The sequence below is a fragment of the Shewanella sp. SM69 genome, assembly GCF_025653985.1.
GTDB classification, from domain to species: domain Bacteria; phylum Pseudomonadota; class Gammaproteobacteria; order Enterobacterales; family Shewanellaceae; genus Shewanella; species Shewanella oncorhynchi.
The window spans coordinates 20283-35993 of the sequence record NZ_JAKKRV010000020.1; the positions used below are offsets into that span (position 1 = coordinate 20283).

At 46.1% G+C, this 15711-nt stretch carries 17 protein-coding genes; 10 read left to right on the plus strand and 7 right to left on the minus strand.

All coding sequences use genetic code 11. The features are described from left to right. Positions 1-9 precede the first annotated feature (9 nt). The 5 genes from coaE to L5M37_RS20560 all read left to right on the plus strand — a co-directional run bounded on the left by coaE (position 10) and on the right by L5M37_RS20560 (position 3138). Entirely contained in the window at positions 10-627 is a 618-nt protein-coding gene (coaE, locus tag L5M37_RS20540) for a dephospho-CoA kinase (RefSeq protein WP_212601341.1), read from the plus strand. Further along, a complete protein-coding gene (zapD, locus tag L5M37_RS20545) occupies positions 620-1354 on the plus strand; it encodes a cell division protein ZapD (RefSeq protein ID WP_263201728.1) in 735 nt (244 codons plus the stop codon). Before coaE ends, zapD begins: the two co-directional genes overlap by 8 nt. A gap of 73 nt (positions 1355-1427) precedes the next feature. Then, positions 1428-1637, plus strand: a complete 210-nt coding sequence (gene yacG, locus L5M37_RS20550; RefSeq protein ID WP_006083355.1) for a DNA gyrase inhibitor YacG — start codon at positions 1428-1430, stop codon at positions 1635-1637. A 78-nt stretch (positions 1638-1715) separates the two neighbouring features. Continuing rightward, positions 1716-2108: an 8-oxo-dGTP diphosphatase MutT gene (gene mutT / locus L5M37_RS20555; protein WP_131523409.1), complete on the plus strand. Its 393-nt coding sequence runs from the start codon at positions 1716-1718 to the stop codon at positions 2106-2108. A gap of 493 nt (positions 2109-2601) precedes the next feature. Next, the gene (locus L5M37_RS20560; RefSeq protein WP_106649212.1) at positions 2602-3138 is read left to right on the plus strand and encodes a thioredoxin family protein; all 537 of its coding nucleotides are present in this window, start codon (positions 2602-2604) and stop codon (positions 3136-3138) included. Positions 3139-3215: 77 nt separating this feature from the next. On the opposite strand, the gene L5M37_RS20565 is transcribed toward L5M37_RS20560, so the two are convergent. Together L5M37_RS20565 and rhlB are read right to left on the minus strand one after the other, a co-directional pair. Continuing rightward, on the minus strand, positions 3216-4142 hold the full coding sequence (locus L5M37_RS20565; protein WP_219255455.1) for an exopolyphosphatase: 927 nt from the start codon (positions 4140-4142) through the stop codon (positions 3216-3218). After that, entirely contained in the window at positions 4143-5459 is a 1317-nt protein-coding gene (rhlB, locus tag L5M37_RS20570) for an ATP-dependent RNA helicase RhlB (RefSeq protein ID WP_063884693.1), read from the minus strand. Positions 5460-5611: 152 nt separating this feature from the next. On the opposite strand from rhlB, the gene trxA reads away from it, so the two are divergent. Together trxA and rho are read left to right on the plus strand one after the other, a co-directional pair. Continuing rightward, a complete protein-coding gene (gene trxA / locus L5M37_RS20575) occupies positions 5612-5938 on the plus strand; it encodes a thioredoxin TrxA (protein WP_105250415.1) in 327 nt (108 codons plus the stop codon). A gap of 209 nt (positions 5939-6147) precedes the next feature. Continuing rightward, positions 6148-7413, plus strand: coding sequence for a transcription termination factor Rho (rho, locus tag L5M37_RS20580; RefSeq protein WP_011787892.1), 1266 nt, complete (start codon positions 6148-6150; stop codon positions 7411-7413). A 51-nt stretch (positions 7414-7464) separates the two neighbouring features. Here rho and L5M37_RS20585 read toward each other — a convergent pair whose 3' ends face one another. Next, positions 7465-8391 (minus strand): LysR family transcriptional regulator, encoded by a 927-nt coding sequence (locus L5M37_RS20585; RefSeq protein WP_263201729.1) that lies wholly within the window; start codon positions 8389-8391, stop codon positions 7465-7467. A 134-nt stretch (positions 8392-8525) separates the two neighbouring features. On the opposite strand from L5M37_RS20585, the gene L5M37_RS20590 reads away from it, so the two are divergent. Together L5M37_RS20590 and L5M37_RS20595 are read left to right on the plus strand one after the other, a co-directional pair. Then, on the plus strand, positions 8526-9548 hold the full coding sequence (locus tag L5M37_RS20590; protein WP_219251923.1) for a zinc-binding alcohol dehydrogenase family protein: 1023 nt from the start codon (positions 8526-8528) through the stop codon (positions 9546-9548). Then, on the plus strand, positions 9545-9829 hold the full coding sequence (locus L5M37_RS20595) for a putative quinol monooxygenase (protein WP_168825853.1): 285 nt from the start codon (positions 9545-9547) through the stop codon (positions 9827-9829). Before L5M37_RS20590 ends, L5M37_RS20595 begins: the two co-directional genes overlap by 4 nt. 47 nt (positions 9830-9876) lie before the next feature. Here L5M37_RS20595 and L5M37_RS20600 read toward each other — a convergent pair whose 3' ends face one another. From L5M37_RS20600 to L5M37_RS20615, 4 genes are all read right to left on the minus strand, one after another. Next, positions 9877-10611 (minus strand): fumarate reductase iron-sulfur subunit, encoded by a 735-nt coding sequence (locus L5M37_RS20600; RefSeq protein ID WP_105250423.1) that lies wholly within the window; start codon positions 10609-10611, stop codon positions 9877-9879. Beyond that, positions 10611-12617, minus strand: a complete 2007-nt coding sequence (locus L5M37_RS20605) for a fumarate reductase flavoprotein subunit (RefSeq protein ID WP_263201730.1) — start codon at positions 12615-12617, stop codon at positions 10611-10613. The genes L5M37_RS20600 and L5M37_RS20605 overlap by 1 nt, the downstream gene beginning before the upstream one ends. 93 nt (positions 12618-12710) lie before the next feature. After that, a complete protein-coding gene (locus L5M37_RS20610) occupies positions 12711-13382 on the minus strand; it encodes a fumarate reductase cytochrome b subunit (protein ID WP_263201731.1) in 672 nt (223 codons plus the stop codon). 171 nt (positions 13383-13553) lie between these two features. Further along, the gene (locus L5M37_RS20615; RefSeq protein ID WP_263201732.1) at positions 13554-14276 is read right to left on the minus strand and encodes a fumarate reductase cytochrome b subunit; all 723 of its coding nucleotides are present in this window, start codon (positions 14274-14276) and stop codon (positions 13554-13556) included. Positions 14277-14730: 454 nt separating this feature from the next. Between L5M37_RS20615 and prmA the strand changes: the two genes are divergently transcribed. Beyond that, complete coding sequence (gene prmA, locus L5M37_RS20620) at positions 14731-15612, plus strand: 50S ribosomal protein L11 methyltransferase (RefSeq protein WP_263201733.1); 882 nt, start codon at positions 14731-14733, stop codon at positions 15610-15612. The last annotated feature ends 99 nt before the right edge of the window (positions 15613-15711 follow it).

Sequence of the window (15711 nt, forward strand, 5' to 3'; positions counted from 1 at the left end):
GAGAGTTTTATGTCTAAATTTATTGTTGGTTTAACGGGTGGGATTGGTAGCGGTAAAACGACTGTTGCCAATTTATTCGCCGCAGAAGGCATTACCTTAGTCGACGCCGATATCGTTGCCCGCGACGTTGTCGCTCAGGGTTCAAAAGGGCTTGAGGCCATCGTTAGCCATTTTGGCATTGAGATGTTAACGCCAGAAGGTGAACTCGATCGCGCCAAACTGCGGCAACGGATATTTAGCCACCCTGAAGAACGTGAATGGTTAAACCAGCTATTGCACCCGATGATCCGCCAAGAAATGCTAGCACAGGTAGAAAAAGCAACCTCGGCCTATGTAATTATGGTCGTGCCCTTGCTATTTGAGAACGGGTTAGATAGGTTAGTCAATCGGACTTTAGTGGTGGATATTTCGCCTGAGTTGCAAATCAGCCGCACCATAAAAAGGGACAATGTTGATGCATCTCAAGTAAATAACATCATTAACAGCCAATTGAGCCGCAGCGAAAAACTCGCCCGAGCCGACGACATTATTGATAATCAGGGAGAGATATCAACCTTAAAACGAGAGGTGCTAGCATTGCACCAACGCTATTTACAACTATCTGGTACTCATAACGCCCATGACTGAATTAGTTTACGAACAGCCCCTAAACGAGAAAATTCGCAGCTACTTGCGGCTCGAATACCTCGATAAACAGCTGCAAAGTAACCTAAGCAATGACCACCAACATAGATGTTTTTATCCGCTGTTTTCCCTCTGTGAATTATCTGAACGCTGCGATTATCGCAATGAAGTATTAAAAGATATTGAGCGGCACTTGCTGCAACTGAACAAATGGCAAGAATTAGATCACGTCGACCACCAGCAAATCAATATCTATATCAATGCCCTCACCCAAGCCCGCGAACCGTTACAAAAGCCTGAACGCTTCGGCAGCCAATTAAAACAAGACAAATTTATTTCCGCACTACGACAACGCTTCGGCATGCCAGGCGCTTGCTGTAACTTCGACCTACCACAACTGCATTATTGGCTATCTAAACCTTGGGAAGAAAAACAGCACGATTATCGCTCTTGGATAGCGCATTTCGAACCTTTGCTTACCCCGATCACGTTACTACTTCAACTGACTCGTTGCACGTCCAATTACGACAATGCCGTTGCCCACGCAGGCTTTTATCAAGGTGACAGTGCCCAAGCACTTGCTTTGGTAAGGGTTAAAGTCGATGCTTCCCACGGGTGTTATCCTACGATTAGCGGCCATAAAAACCGTTTCGCTATCCATTTTGTACAGTTTGAACAACAACGCCACTCCGACCGTTCAATTGATTTCTTACTGGCTACCTGTGCATGAAGCCTTTACACTAATGGCCTGAAATACATTAGTATTGGCGGCCGCTTTATCGCCGTTAACCAAGAGAACAATTATGCCATTGACCGTTAACTGCCCTATCTGCAAAGCCCCTGTCGAGTGGGTGCCACAATCTGCATTTAAACCTTTTTGCAGCGAGCGCTGTAAGTTGATCGACCTCGGTGATTGGGCGTCAGAAAAACACGTCATCCCAGTCAAAGCCGAGTTTGATCCAGAAGCATTTGATGAATTTGATCTCGATGAAGGCGATTTTTTTAAAGAGTAATTTTGGGGTTGCACACGAATAACTCAGCTCAAGCCTTTAATGCACTTACTTTTACCCACTCATTAATCGATAAATATTATGACTAAACGCATCCATGTTGCCGTCGGCATTATTACTAACTCGGCCGGTGAAATTCTGTTGGCAAAACGCCCAGATCATTTACATCAAGGTGGGAAATGGGAATTTCCTGGTGGTAAAGTTGAGACAGGCGAAACTGTCACTCAGGCATTGATCCGTGAACTCAAAGAGGAAGTCGCGCTCAATGTCACTGATAGTCAGCCATTTATGGCGTTGAGTTTCGACTATCCCGATAAACAAGTGCTACTCGATATCCATTCAGTCACAGAATTTAACGGCACAGCTCAAGGCCTTGAAGGTCAGCTTATAGCTTGGGTCACTAAAACCGACTTAACCAATTACGACTTCCCAGAAGCTAATAAGCCTATTCTTGAAAAAATTCTGGCTCAGTAATCCAGCAATTTACCTTATCCTCTCAATGTGTTCTATCCCCGAATCGCGATTCGGGGATGAACTTTTTCAATGCCTTAACTCCACAAACTAAGCAATTCTGTGATCGTTAAGCTTACATACCCAAACCACCTGAAGATGCAGGATTCAGCGGGAATTTAACGCACTTTAGGCAAGGCGGCTATTTGCAGACCTAGCGGGCTAAGTTAAAAATAACCAACACCGCATAAAGTGCGTTAAAACCCGCCGGGACGGAGCGCCTAGGGCACTCCACTTCCGTGTTGCATCAATTCAAAAGGTGGCCGACATTCTGTCATTGATGCGCCTTGAATTGAAGCACCCTAGGCGCTCTGAAACTCGTATCTTTAGGTAGCTTGGGTATAGATATTAGCAATGCGTGATCTTGCTTGCAGCAAATCAATTAATCGCTTTAATCGTATCCAGAATAATGTTTGAATCGAATTTCATTCTTTCTCTTCGATTTCGAGGGCGCATCATGCACAATAACGTTAAGGCATTTCTAGCCACTACCGCCTTATTTTTTAGTTGTCAGGTACTAGCCAATGGTGGCTGTGGATTTGAAGAACAACAACAGGGTTTAATTGCGACCTGCAGTGAGGAGAAACAAGAAGTGATTTTAACTGGCATAGTAGAAGCACAACATTTAGTCACAGATCTCAATGAGTTTGCTGAAGGGTATAAAACCTATCAAGTCGATACCACTGCAATCACCCCGCTTAAAAGCATCACTGAACCTACAGAAATTGTAGTGATCATTGGTACTTGGTGCCCAGATTGTCACCGGGAAACGCCGCGCTTTATCCGTATTATGGAAGAAGTCACTAATCCCAATATTAAAGTGACCTATATTGGTGTCGACCGAACGAAAAAAGATCCCGAAGGCTTAGCCGCAAAATACGACTTTACCCGCATTCCAACCTTTATTGTACTGCAGCAAGGTAAAGAAGTTGGCCGCATCGTAGAGCGCCCAACAGTTTCCTTAGAAAAAGATCTCGCCGATTTATTGAAATAATCGACACAGTACAAAGAATATACAAACAATAAAGGCCGCATCGCGGCCTTTAGTTTTTATCATGTTTTAATAAAATATTAGCTGACTTCGTCAATAATCCGCTGAGCTAACATCACTAAAACACCTTCACGTAATGCGCCGCCAGATAAGGCTAAATGCTCGATCCCCAGCAACTCAAACAAAGCCAATAGAATAGCGACACCCGCAGCAAAAGTCGGTGCTCGCTCACTGCAAAGCCCAACAATCCCCATTAAGCTAATATCTTCTTGAGCGAGGATCTCAGCCTTCAACTGAGTAAGCACATCGAGTGTGATAGTTTCAGATAACCCTCGGTGTAGTAACACTTCAACCACGGACTGTACAGCCCCGGAGGCACCAACGACACAATGCCAACCAAGATCACGTAGGGTTTGTCTATGCTCAGCTAATGCGGTTAGCACTTGCTGCTTAGCATCATCGAAATCTAACTGCTGCAGCGGCAAACTGCTGAAAAATTGGCGATTATAAGTCACGCTACCAAAGGGCAAACTGGTTTTGAACAGCACTTGATGCCCATCGCCAATGATAAACTCTGTACTCGCCCCACCGATATCAATAACCAAGCGACGGCCTTGACCACAAGTGGTCGCCACCATACCTTGATAGATGAGCTCTGCTTCACGCATACCAGAGATAATTTCGATCGGATGACCTAAGAGTGGCAATGCACGCTGATTAAACTCATCAGCATTGCTAATACTGCGAAGAGTTGCAGTTGCAATCACAGCAACATGGTTTGCTTCAATCTTATGTTGCACCAACATCTGGGCAAACATACTCAAACAGTCGAGGCCGCGCTGCATGACATCGGGGCTTAATTTGCCATCGTTGCCTATGCCTTCGGCGAGCCTCACCTTGCGTTTATATTTCGCAATAATATGCGGCTGACCACCACGCGTTTTGGCGATCAGCATATTAAAACTATTTGAGCCTAATGTTATAGCGGCATAAGCGGGTGTTGGCATTTACGAATGTCTACGTGTCCTATCATGACGAGGAGGGCGAGCACCACTACGTTGAGCACCTGGGCGGCTTGCCCCTGAACGATCACGCAAGTTTCGAGTGCCGCTAGGGTGTTTACGGTGAATCTTCGCTGGCGTAGGAATATCGGCCAGTAAAGCTTCACTATCGTAGTTACTTACTGGAATCGAATGATTGATGTAGCTTTCGATTGCAGGCAAGTTCAATGCGTACTCTTCACAGGCAAAGCTTATCGACATGCCTTTGTTACCCGCACGACCCGTACGACCGATTCGGTGAACATAGTCTTCGCAATCATCAGGTAAATCATAGTTATACACGTGTGAAACGTCAGAAATATGTAAACCACGAGCCGCTACATCGGTAGCAACCAATATATCTAGTTGACCACTGGTAAATTGCTCAAGGATACGAATACGCTTTTTCTGTGGCACATCACCCGTTAATAAACCCACACGATGTCCGTCACCTTCAAGCCAAGACCAAAGCGTTTCGCAACTGTGCTTAGTGTTGGAGAAAACGATGGCTTTTTCTGGCCAATCTTCTTCAATCAAGGTCAACAGCAAACGCATCTTCTCTTCTTGGGAAGGATAGAAGATTTCTTCTTTGATGTTTTTGGAGGTTTTTTCTTCGGGGGCGATTTCAACTTTAACGGGCTCATTCATATGATCATAAGCCAGCTCTTGTACTTTCATGGACAAGGTTGCCGAAAATAACATATTAAGACGTTGATTTGCCTCAGGCATGCGTCTAAATAAGAAGCGGATATCTTTAATAAAACCAAGATCAAACATACGATCGGCTTCATCAAGTACCACAGCCTGAATTGAATTCAAGCCAATAATACCTTGGCGAACGTAGTCGATAATTCGACCTGTTGTACCAATCAAGATATCAACACCTTGATCTAATACTTTACGCTGCACATCATAACTTTCACCGCCATAAACAATACCCACCTTTAAGTGTGTGTGCTTAGCGAGTAAAATCGCATCTTTGGCAATCTGAATCGCCAGTTCGCGAGTAGGGGCCATAATGATGGCGCGGGGCTGATTAATCAGTCGACCTTCAGGTATGGGAGTCGATAATAAATGATTAAACGTGGCGACCAAAAAGGCCATTGTCTTACCAGTGCCCGTTTGTGCTTGGCCTGCGATATCTTTTGATTGGAGTAATACAGGCAGTGATAACGCCTGGATCGGCGTACAAAATTCGAAGCCGTTCTCGGCAAGGGCCTGTTTAACCTCAGGATGTAGAGGTAGGTCGGCAAACCTTTGGGTAGATAGATGTGTTTCGCTCATAGCGCAAGCTTACCTGTTGAGGTTGCAATAAGATACTCGATCGTTTGAAATAGCCACATTGTAAAAAGGTAACTTGAAAAGCTATTTTTCAGCCCCAATATACATGGTAAGCCATTAACAAACCAGCAATGGCACCCAAACTGGAGAACATCATGAGCGATAAAATTATATACCTGAGTGACGACAGCTTCGAAAACGACGTATTAAAGTCTGATTTGCCAGTATTGGTAGACTTCTGGGCCGAGTGGTGTGGTCCTTGTAAAATGATCGCTCCAATTTTAGACGATGTGTCTGAAGAATATGCCGGTCGCTTGACTATCGCTAAATTAAACGTTGACCAAAACAATGTTTCTCCAGCGAAATATGGCGTTCGTGGCATCCCAACTTTACTGCTATTCAAGAACGGCGAATTAGCCGCGACTAAAGTTGGCGCACTCTCAAAAACGCAATTGAAAGAGTTTATCGACGCTCAAATCTAATTTGACGTCGTAATGAGTGACCTCCGGCACAAGCTATAAATTAATTGTGCCGGAATTTCCCTAAATTTCTGGACGCCCCGCTTTGTTAGTGCTACTTTAATAACCAGATTCTTTCTAATAACCTCTTCTCGCTCGTCAATCACTATCCTGAATTACATCCTTACTGATTGATCGCGGTAAGCTTTGTCGCGTAACACAAGACCCCCAAAATGAACTTAACTGAATTAAAAGACACGCCGATTTCTGACCTAGTCTCGCTAGCTGAAAATATGAAGCTCGAAAATATGGCCCGCGCTCGCAAGCAGGACATTATTTTCTCAATCCTTAAAGCCCACGCAAAAAGTGGAGAAGACATTTTCGGTGGTGGGGTATTAGAAATACTCCAAGACGGTTTCGGCTTCTTACGCAGCTCAGACGGTTCTTATTTAGCTGGTCCAGATGACATCTATGTCTCACCAAGCCAAATTCGCCGCTTCAACATGCGAACGGGTGATACCATTTTTGGTAAAATTCGCCCACCAAAAGAAGGCGAGCGTTATTTTGCCCTATTGAAAGTCAACGAAGTTAACTTCGATAAACCAGAAAACTCCCGTAATAAAATCCTCTTTGAAAACTTGACCCCACTCCACGCAGAAGAACGTATGCGTATGGAGCGCGGCAACGGCTCAACTGAAGATATTACCGCACGTATTCTGGATTTATGCTCACCGATTGGTAAAGGTCAACGTGGTTTGATCGTTGCACCACCAAAAGCCGGTAAAACGCTATTACTTCAAGGTATTGCTCAAAGCATCAGCTACAACAACCCAGAAGTGGTGTTGATGGTATTGCTGATCGACGAACGCCCAGAAGAAGTAACAGAGATGCAGCGCCTCGTTAAAGGCGAAGTTATCGCATCAACCTTCGATGAGCCAGCCAGCCGCCACGTTCAAGTTGCCGAAATGGTGATTGAAAAAGCCAAACGTTTGGTTGAGCACAAGAAAGACGTCGTTATCTTACTCGATTCGATTACCCGTTTAGCCCGTGCCTATAACACTGTTATCCCGTCATCGGGCAAAGTGTTAACTGGTGGTGTGGATGCTAACGCCCTGCACCGTCCAAAACGCTTCTTCGGTGCGGCACGTAACATCGAACACGGCGGCAGCTTGACCATTATCGCCACGGCTTTGGTTGATACGGGTTCTAAGATGGACGAAGTGATCTACGAAGAATTTAAAGGTACAGGTAACCAAGAGCTACATTTGTCACGTAAAGCGGCAGAAAAGCGTGTGTTCCCAGCCATTGACTTCAACCGCAGCGGTACCCGTCGTGAAGAAAAACTCACGACTCAAGAAGAACTGCAAAAAATGTGGATCCTGCGTAAGATCCTCAATCCTATGGATGAAGTCAGCGCAATGGAATTCTTAATCGATAAATTGGCGATGACCAAGACTAACGAAGAGTTCTTTACCGCCATGAAACGCACTAAGTCTTAAATCTCACTCAGTCTCTAAACTAAAAGCCGCATTATGCGGCTTTTTTGTTATCTAAGATTTTTTCACTGCTAATATTTTACTCAAGTTTTTACTCAAAGCCTGTGTTCGCTGCCGGAGCATTTCCCGCAGTAAGAGCACGACAGGCGTGACATGTTCACGTCCTGGGCACACTAAATACAAATCGACGGGCTCCCCCTGATACTCAGGCAACAAACGTACTAATCGCCCTGAGATTAAGTCATCGGCCAGATCTAGACTCGACTTAAAGACCAACCCTTTGCCAGCCACAGCCCAACGGCGGGCAATCTCGGCATCATTAGCACTACGATTGCCCGTGACACGCACTTTGAATTCTTGACCATCACGCCTAAATAGCCATTGATCGTGGGTGCGATCATCTAACTTATAAAACAAGCAATTATGCTCAACTAATTGTTCTAATGAATCAAGCGCACCAAACTTGGCGAGATATTCAGGTGAGGCGCACAAAACACGATCAACACTGCAGATAGGAAAAGCCACTTGGTTAGAATCCTGCGGTTTTCCATAGCGCACGGCGACATCAATTTTATCGTGATAAAAGCTGCTGATATTGTCGCCAAGGTGCAAGCGCACTTGCAGTTGAGGAAAATCGAGCAAAAACTCGTCGAGCCAAGGCACAAACAAATTACGACCAAAGTCTGAAGAAACCGACAGGCTTAAGGTGCCAGATATTTTACCTTTATCACTGGCGATAGCCTGTTCGCCAAGCGCTAAATCGCTTAGCGCACGTCGGCAATGAATAAGATAACGTTCACCTTGCACAGTCAAACGTAAGCTGCGTGTCGTGCGGATAAATAAACTAGTATCAAGCTGTTTCTCAAGCCGTTTTATTGCAGCGCTGGCAGAAGCAGCCGAGATATCCATCTCGGCTGCTGCGGCAGATATATTGCCGCAATCAGCGACTCGCACGAACAAAGCTAAATCATTAATTAGCATGATTATCAAAAATCCTTTGAAAAAATTACAAACTTTATCCTGTTTATCTCTTAGCTAATATTCCACACAATGGCTACACGATACAAGTACACTCAAACAAGTAAACTCCAGCAAGTACACCCAGAGGAATAAACATGAAAGCCATTGGTTACCAGACAGCAGGTGCAATCACAGCGCCCAATGCATTAGAAAACATCACGCTAGCCGAGCCAACTGCGACAGGTTTTGACCTTTTAGTGGAAATCAAAGCCATTTCTGTCAATCCGGTTGATACAAAAATCCGTGCATCTAGCTCTGCACCTGCAGGCGAATACAAAATTATCGGCTGGGATGCGGTCGGTGTCGTCAAAGCCATTGGTGAGAAAGCCAGTCTTTTCAACGTTGGCGATGAAGTGTGGTATGCAGGCGATATCAGTCGCAGCGGAAGTTACGCAGAATATCAATTGGTTGATGAGCGAATTGTCGGCCATAAACCTAAAAGTTTAACCTATACCCAAGCCGCGGCATTACCTTTAACGGGGATTACGGCATGGGAGATTTTATTCGACCGTTTAGCTTTACCCCAAGATGGTTCGGCAACTGACGCCCGTATTTTAATTATCGGTGCGGCCGGCGGTGTGGGTTCAATCATCACTCAGCTTGCAGTAAAACTCACAGGTGCAGAAGTAATAGGCACTGCATCTCGTCCAGAATCCGCCGCTTGGGTGCACAAACTTGGTGCCGATGCTGTTATCGACCACACCAAGCCACTTTCACAGGAACTTGCCAATATTGGCATTACTGATGTGACCCATGTGATTAGCTTAACCCAAACCGATCAACATTTTGATGAAATAGTACAAGTGCTTAAGCCACAAGGAAAACTAGCATTAATCGATGATCCTAAGGGGCCATTAGATGTGATGAAACTTAAGCGTAAAAGCTTATCCTTACACTGGGAACTGATGTTTACCCGCAGCCTATATCAGACCGAGGATATGATTGCGCAACATCACTTACTCAACCGCTTAAGCGCCCTTATCGATACAGGCGAGTTACAGAGTACGTTCGGTGAACACTACGGCACCATTAATGCCCAAAATTTAATCAAAGCTCACGCTCAGATAGAGTCTGGCAAAGCGATCGGTAAAATTGTTTTAGAAGGTTTTAACCAATGAAAATAACAGTATTTGCCCAAATCATAGCGAATCAAGGCCAAAGCGATACGCTATTTAAGATACTCAAGCAACTCGTGACAGACACTCATACTGAGGCTGGCTGCATCGAATACAAACTGCATCACTCATTAGATGATGAAAATATCTTCTGGATGTACGAAATTTGGCAATCCCAAGCCGCACTGGATGAACATATGGCGAGTACGCACTTTCAAGCATTCGTCGCTCAAACCGCAGACATAATCAATCGAGCTGACATTCACAAAAGCTACGCCTGCTAATCAACAAAAAAGCGCCAAACACGTTGGCGCTTTTCATCATTTATCACTTATCGAATCAAAGTCATGGCCATCTTGCGGCGTAAATACGCGATTTGCTGCATGTGTGGCAAATCCTTAGGACAGTTGTCTTGGCAGCCGAGTAAAGTCATGCAGCCAAACACGCCATCCTGATTGCCAATCACATGGTAAAAATCCTCGGCAGTACGAGCGTCACGGCTGTCCATCTCAAAACGAGCTATTTTCATCATGCCCACAGCGCCGACAAAAGTTTCACGCATTTGTTTAGTCGCACAGGCAGAAACACACACGCCACATTCAACGCAGCGCTCTAGCTCATACAAACGCGCAGCTTCATCTGGATCCATAGGATCTTCAAGCCGATGCACGCTTATATCATTGGCCTTAGGGTGTAACCACAGCTTTAAGCGTTCGGCCAGTTCCCGCATAAACTTACCAGTGTTAACCGAGAGATCACCAATCAACTCAAAACCTGGCAGCGGCATTAAGGTGATTTCGCCCTTAGGGTATTTGGCTGTTAAGGTGCGGCAAGCTAGCGTCGGGAAACCGTTGATCACCATAGCGCAGCTACCACAGATGCCAGCACGACAGACAAAGTCGAACTGCAATGAAGTGTCTTGTTCTTCCCTGAGTTTATTAAGGGCGATAAATACCGTCATCCCCGGCGTTTCGGTAAGCTGATAACGCACCATTTTCGGCTTATCGTTTGGCTCCTGCGGATCATAACGAAAGATATTAAAGGTTAACTGGCGACCTTGGCTCATTATGATTTTTCTCCTAACGCATTGGCAGATGGGCTTTTTAAAGTATCACTTAAACGTTCGTTATTAGGTTGCAAGCTCTCGGGTAATTCAAAGGGCATAAGAGCCCGCTGCCTTTGATAACGGTCAGCATTATCACCTAGCTCAGCTAAAATCTCGGCAATTTGCTGTTCACGCTTTTCGGTATCAGGATGCACTATGGCGTTGTTGATGCCATAACCACGATAACCCGGCGGGAGTTCCATCTTCATCACATCGAGTGCTTCGTAGTTAAGCACAGGTTCGAGTGCATCGGGATCGGGCCAGCTGGCCAAGGTGCGATTCAGCCAGTCTCGATCATTTCGCTGCGGATAATCCTCACGAGCATGGGCACCACGACTCTCTGTTCGCGCGGCGCCGCCGCAGGCTACGGTTAGCGCCACTTTTAGCATACGCTTGACCCGTAGGGCTTCAACTAACTCAGGATTGGCGTGACGCTTTTTACACTTAAGTCCGAGTTTACGCGAACGCTCGAGCAACACTTTTAGCTCGGCAACCGCTTTTTCAAGCTCGGGGCCATTACGGAAAATCCCCACATAATCCATCATTATGCGCTGCATTTCGCGCTTGAGCTCAAAGGCGCTCTCGTGACCATCACCCTCGACCAGCACATCGATTTCACTCTGCACCTGCTGCATAAACCGTTCAGCAAGCTGAGTGTCGATCTCAAGGCTATTGTTCTCACAAAAATCGGCGACATATTTACCAATAATCATGCCGCCAACCACGGTTTCGGCCAACGAATTACCGCCTAAACGGTTAAAGCCGTGCATGTCCCAACAGGCCGCCTCTCCTACGCTAAATAAGCCTTTAAGCTGCGGACTTTCACCTGTGGCATTAGTCCGAATACCGCCCATAGAATAATGCTGAGTTGGGCGAACAGGGATCCAATCCTTAGCGGGATCGATGCCAAGGAAATTCTCACAAATTTCCTGCACTTCCCTAAGATTCGTTTCAATATGCTTGCGACCTAAAAGGGTAATATCTAGCCACAGGTGGGGGCCATAAGGGCTATCGACGCCCTTACCTTTACGTATATGTTCAGTCATGCGACGCGATACGACATCCCGCGATGCCAACTCCTTTTTATCGGGCTCATAGTCAGGCATAAAGCGATAACCGTCTTTATCGCGCAATAAGCCGCCATCACCACGGCACCCTTCCGTTGTTAAAATACCCACGGGAACAATGGCAGTGGGATGGAATTGTACCGCCTCCATATTGCCAAGCCTTGCCACGCCCGTTTCCAATGCCAACGCTTGGCCAATACCTTCGCAGATGATCGCATTGGTCGACACTTCATAAATTCGGCCATAACCACCAGTGGCGATGGTGGTGGACTTAGCCACATAGGCTCTAAGTTCACCCGTAATCAAACAACGAGCAATCACGCCATGGCAACGCTTACCATCGTGAATAAGTGCCAAGGCTTCGATACGTTCATGGACGGGAATATCCATGGAAATCGCTTTGTTATCCATAGCGTATAACAGCGAATGACCTGTACCATCGGCGGTATAACAAGTGCGCCATTTTTTAGTCCCGCCAAAGTCCCGCGCATTAATCAATCCATGAGCTTCCTGCGCCTCATGTAGCGTGACTTTTTGCGCATTGACTATCACTTCCCTCGGGCCAGCAGTCACCCGAGACCAAGGCACACCCCAATTGGCCAGCTCACGTACTGCCTTAGGTGCACAATGGGCAAACATCCGTGCGACATCTTGATCACAGCCCCAGTCGGAACCTTTTACCGTATCTTGAAAATGCACATCCTCATCATCGCCCATTCCCTTAACGGCATTGCCTAAACTCGCCTGCATCCCCCCTTGAGCGGCAGCAGAGTGGGAACGTTTTGCAGGAATGAGTGACAGAACTAAAGTATCAAGCCCACGCTCTTTCGAAGCGATAGCGACCCTTAAGCCCGCGAGCCCAGCTCCTACCACCAATGAATCGGTATAAATCAGTTTCACGCCTGCTCCTTAATGAGGTCTATTGTTTTGTGCTGTTTTTTTATGTTCGACATTCTATTCACTGATTAGCTTAATCATTGATTAAAAGCGGAATTAACTCGCGTAGGGTAAAAATGCCAGGAGTGAGGCGACGCCAACAGTGACAAATAGCACGCTCACTATGGTCTTGATCTTACGTAATCGATTACGGTTGTTGAGATCCCGCGCCACGCCCCATTTCAAAGCCACACGGTAAATGCCAATTGCTGCATGTAACTCCACAGTGAACAGTAAAGGCAGATACACCATCCAGACACCTTGATTCCAAATACGATCGGCGCTTCCCTGAGGGCCAATGGTTTCGGGAGCCGAGCCAATAAGCCACAAATGCACAGGCAACAGCAGTAAAATCACTACACCAGTAATGGCTTGCCAGCGCCACAAGCGAGTATCGCTGTGGTTGATCACTTGCATTTGTTGGCGCAGAGCCCTTTGCTGACACAGACTCATGGGTAATTTTTGCAATGCCACTAACACGTGCACTAACGCCAAAATGGCAATACCAATGGCAATACAAGTCACGACCCAAGGATAACCGTGTCCATCAGCGGACAGAAAACTCAGCTCCATGGTGCGTGCCACCCAACTCATGGCATCCGCACCCAATAAAATCGATGACACTAACACTAAGTGGGTCCACAAAAAGACTGCGAGTATTACCCCTGACAAACTCTGGCTTAAATCCAGCCAAGCACTCCATTTTTTAATATTTAATTTGATCGCCATCCTATCGCCTCACGCCGTTGACCTTATCGAGCCAATCTCATTAAGTCTTATCGCAAACTAATATCGCTCACACATCCACACGAAAACGTGAGCCAGATCAATTGAGTGCTGAATAATTAACCTAATGCTTAATAATAGCAGTGAAACAAAATCCTGCTGCTGGCTTAAAACCTACTCAGGTACGAAGGGCTGCACAGGAATACCGAGCTCGCTACCGATAAATAGATATGAAACAAGGCTCGCAGTCCCAAGGCATAGCAGATATATAATCAACACCTTAGCGACTTTTCGTAGACCTGAACGCTGAGTGGTTATGCCCCACTTTACCGCCACGCGATAGAGACCAATCATGGCGTGTACCACTACAGCGGGAAGTAACAGCGCATACAGCAACCAAGCATTATCGTGATAAACCCGCTCAGCCGATAAATGCGGGCCAATTTCGGGATTCAAAATCATAGTGAAGAGATGAACTGGAACGAGGAAAAATAAGATAAAGCCAGTGATCAGTTGCCAAAACCACGCATGGGTATCCTTATGCTTGATATTCCCCATGTGCGAACGCAGGGCTCGCCATTGCCCTAGCTGCGCCGGAAAACGCCGCAGCGCCACCGCAGCATGTACTATCACCACCAATAACATAAACACTGAAAACACTTTAGTGACTATAGGAAAACCATGTCCTGTGCTGCTAAACATTCCACCTTCAAGCAACTGAACGACCCGATAAAAAGCCTCTTTACCCAGCAAAATACTCGATTCAAAATGCATGTGTAATAGTAAAAAGCTGCCAAGCATAATCCCTGTCGCACTCTGCAGCCTATCAGCCTTAGCCGACCAAGGATGACCTAGCGGTGTACTCACCCTATTGTGAACTCGAGTTATGCTTGTCATCTTGAATTAACCTATGTCGTTTATCGTTGGCACCTCTTGGCAAACTACACCATAGCAGCAACTCAAATCAGGCTTCAGTGTCACAGATTTAAAGCGTGAGCCAACTCACCTGACGGAGTTAAACTCTTAGAAGATGATCACAAAAAACGTATCAAAACCAAACAAAGGTAAAACCAATTAACCAATATATTTCATAGTGTTATATCAAATAATAAAACTGACAATTCGTTTTTTAACACTAATCCATACCCGCCAGCTAACCCCTTGTCTGTATAGACAAAAGCGCAGTACCAGGATAGCCAGTCGTCGAACCTAAACCCTAGTGATAACCAAACGACCTTACCTAAAGCGCTTTAAATTCCCGCTACATCCTGCATTTTGGGATAGTTTGGGTATACAATACTGCGATATTTTGAACCCTTAGTTTATGAACACTCAGTCACAGGATGCCCCCATGCCTTGGATCCAACTCCGTATAAACACCAATAGCGATGACGCTGAAACCATCAGCGACTTGCTCATGGAAGAAGGTTCAGTCTCTATCACCTTCGAAGACGGTAAAGATACCCCTATTTTTGAACCTAAATTAGGCGAAACCCCACTGTGGCGCGATACCGTGGTAGTGGCCTTATTCGATGCAGAAACCGATCTGACACCGACCATCGCCATGCTGAAAACCTTGCCTTTCCTCGGTGAGAACTTCAGCCATAAAGTCGAACAAATTGAAGATAAAGACTGGGTACGCGAATGGATGGATAACTTCCACCCCATCCAATTTGGCACACGTTTATGGATCTGCCCAAGCTGGCGCGAAATCCCTGATCCAACCGCAGTCAATGTGATCTTAGATCCGGGTCTTGCCTTCGGTACTGGCACTCATCCCACGACAGCACTGTGTTTAGAGTGGCTAGACAGCTTAGATTTAAGCGATGAAGAAGTGATCGATTTTGGCTGTGGTTCAGGCATCTTAGCCGTAGCAGCACTGAAACTGGGCGCGAAAAAAGTCACAGGTATCGATATCGACTATCAAGCCATCGACGCCTCGCGTGCCAACGCCGAGCGCAATGATGTCGCTGACAAGCTGGCGTTGTACTTACCAGAAGACCAACCCGCCGAGCTCAAAGCCGACGTACTGGTCGCTAACATTCTTGCAGGCCCTCTGCGAGAATTAGCGCCTTTGATCGCAGAACGCGTAAAAACCGGTGGCAAACTTGCCCTTTCCGGTCTCCTCAAAGAACAAGCCCAAGAAATCTCTGACTTTTATAGCCAATGGTTCGATATGGACGCAGCGGCTCACAAAGAAGATTGGAGTCGCTTGACAGGTAAGCGTAAATAGCGCTAAAGGGTGGCGCAACATGCGCCACCGCTGGCTTCCAACAATTTGGCCTCTGACTTCTCGTCAATTAAAAGTCAAGAAAAAAAATTACCTCTAGGT

Bases quoted from the DNA above. Each gene is read 5' to 3' on its own strand.
- coaE (WP_212601341.1), top strand. From the start codon at position 10: ATGTCTAAATTTATTGTTGGTTTAACGGGTGGGATTGGTAGCGGTAAA.
- zapD (WP_263201728.1), top strand. From the start codon at position 620: ATGACTGAATTAGTTTACGAACAGCCCCTAAACGAGAAAATTCGCAGC.
- yacG (WP_006083355.1), top strand. From the start codon at position 1,428: ATGCCATTGACCGTTAACTGCCCTATCTGCAAAGCCCCTGTCGAGTGG.
- mutT (WP_131523409.1), top strand. From the start codon at position 1,716: ATGACTAAACGCATCCATGTTGCCGTCGGCATTATTACTAACTCGGCC.
- L5M37_RS20560 (WP_106649212.1), top strand. From the start codon at position 2,602: ATGCACAATAACGTTAAGGCATTTCTAGCCACTACCGCCTTATTTTTT.
- L5M37_RS20565 (WP_219255455.1), bottom strand. From the start codon at position 4,142: ATGCCAACACCCGCTTATGCCGCTATAACATTAGGCTCAAATAGTTTT.
- rhlB (WP_063884693.1), bottom strand. From the start codon at position 5,459: ATGAGCGAAACACATCTATCTACCCAAAGGTTTGCCGACCTACCTCTA.
- trxA (WP_105250415.1), top strand. From the start codon at position 5,612: ATGAGCGATAAAATTATATACCTGAGTGACGACAGCTTCGAAAACGAC.
- rho (WP_011787892.1), top strand. From the start codon at position 6,148: ATGAACTTAACTGAATTAAAAGACACGCCGATTTCTGACCTAGTCTCG.
- L5M37_RS20585 (WP_263201729.1), bottom strand. From the start codon at position 8,391: ATGCTAATTAATGATTTAGCTTTGTTCGTGCGAGTCGCTGATTGCGGC.
- L5M37_RS20590 (WP_219251923.1), top strand. From the start codon at position 8,526: ATGAAAGCCATTGGTTACCAGACAGCAGGTGCAATCACAGCGCCCAAT.
- L5M37_RS20595 (WP_168825853.1), top strand. From the start codon at position 9,545: ATGAAAATAACAGTATTTGCCCAAATCATAGCGAATCAAGGCCAAAGC.
- L5M37_RS20600 (WP_105250423.1), bottom strand. From the start codon at position 10,611: ATGAGCCAAGGTCGCCAGTTAACCTTTAATATCTTTCGTTATGATCCG.
- L5M37_RS20610 (WP_263201731.1), bottom strand. From the start codon at position 13,382: ATGGCGATCAAATTAAATATTAAAAAATGGAGTGCTTGGCTGGATTTA.
- L5M37_RS20615 (WP_263201732.1), bottom strand. From the start codon at position 14,276: ATGACAAGCATAACTCGAGTTCACAATAGGGTGAGTACACCGCTAGGT.
- prmA (WP_263201733.1), top strand. From the start codon at position 14,731: ATGCCTTGGATCCAACTCCGTATAAACACCAATAGCGATGACGCTGAA.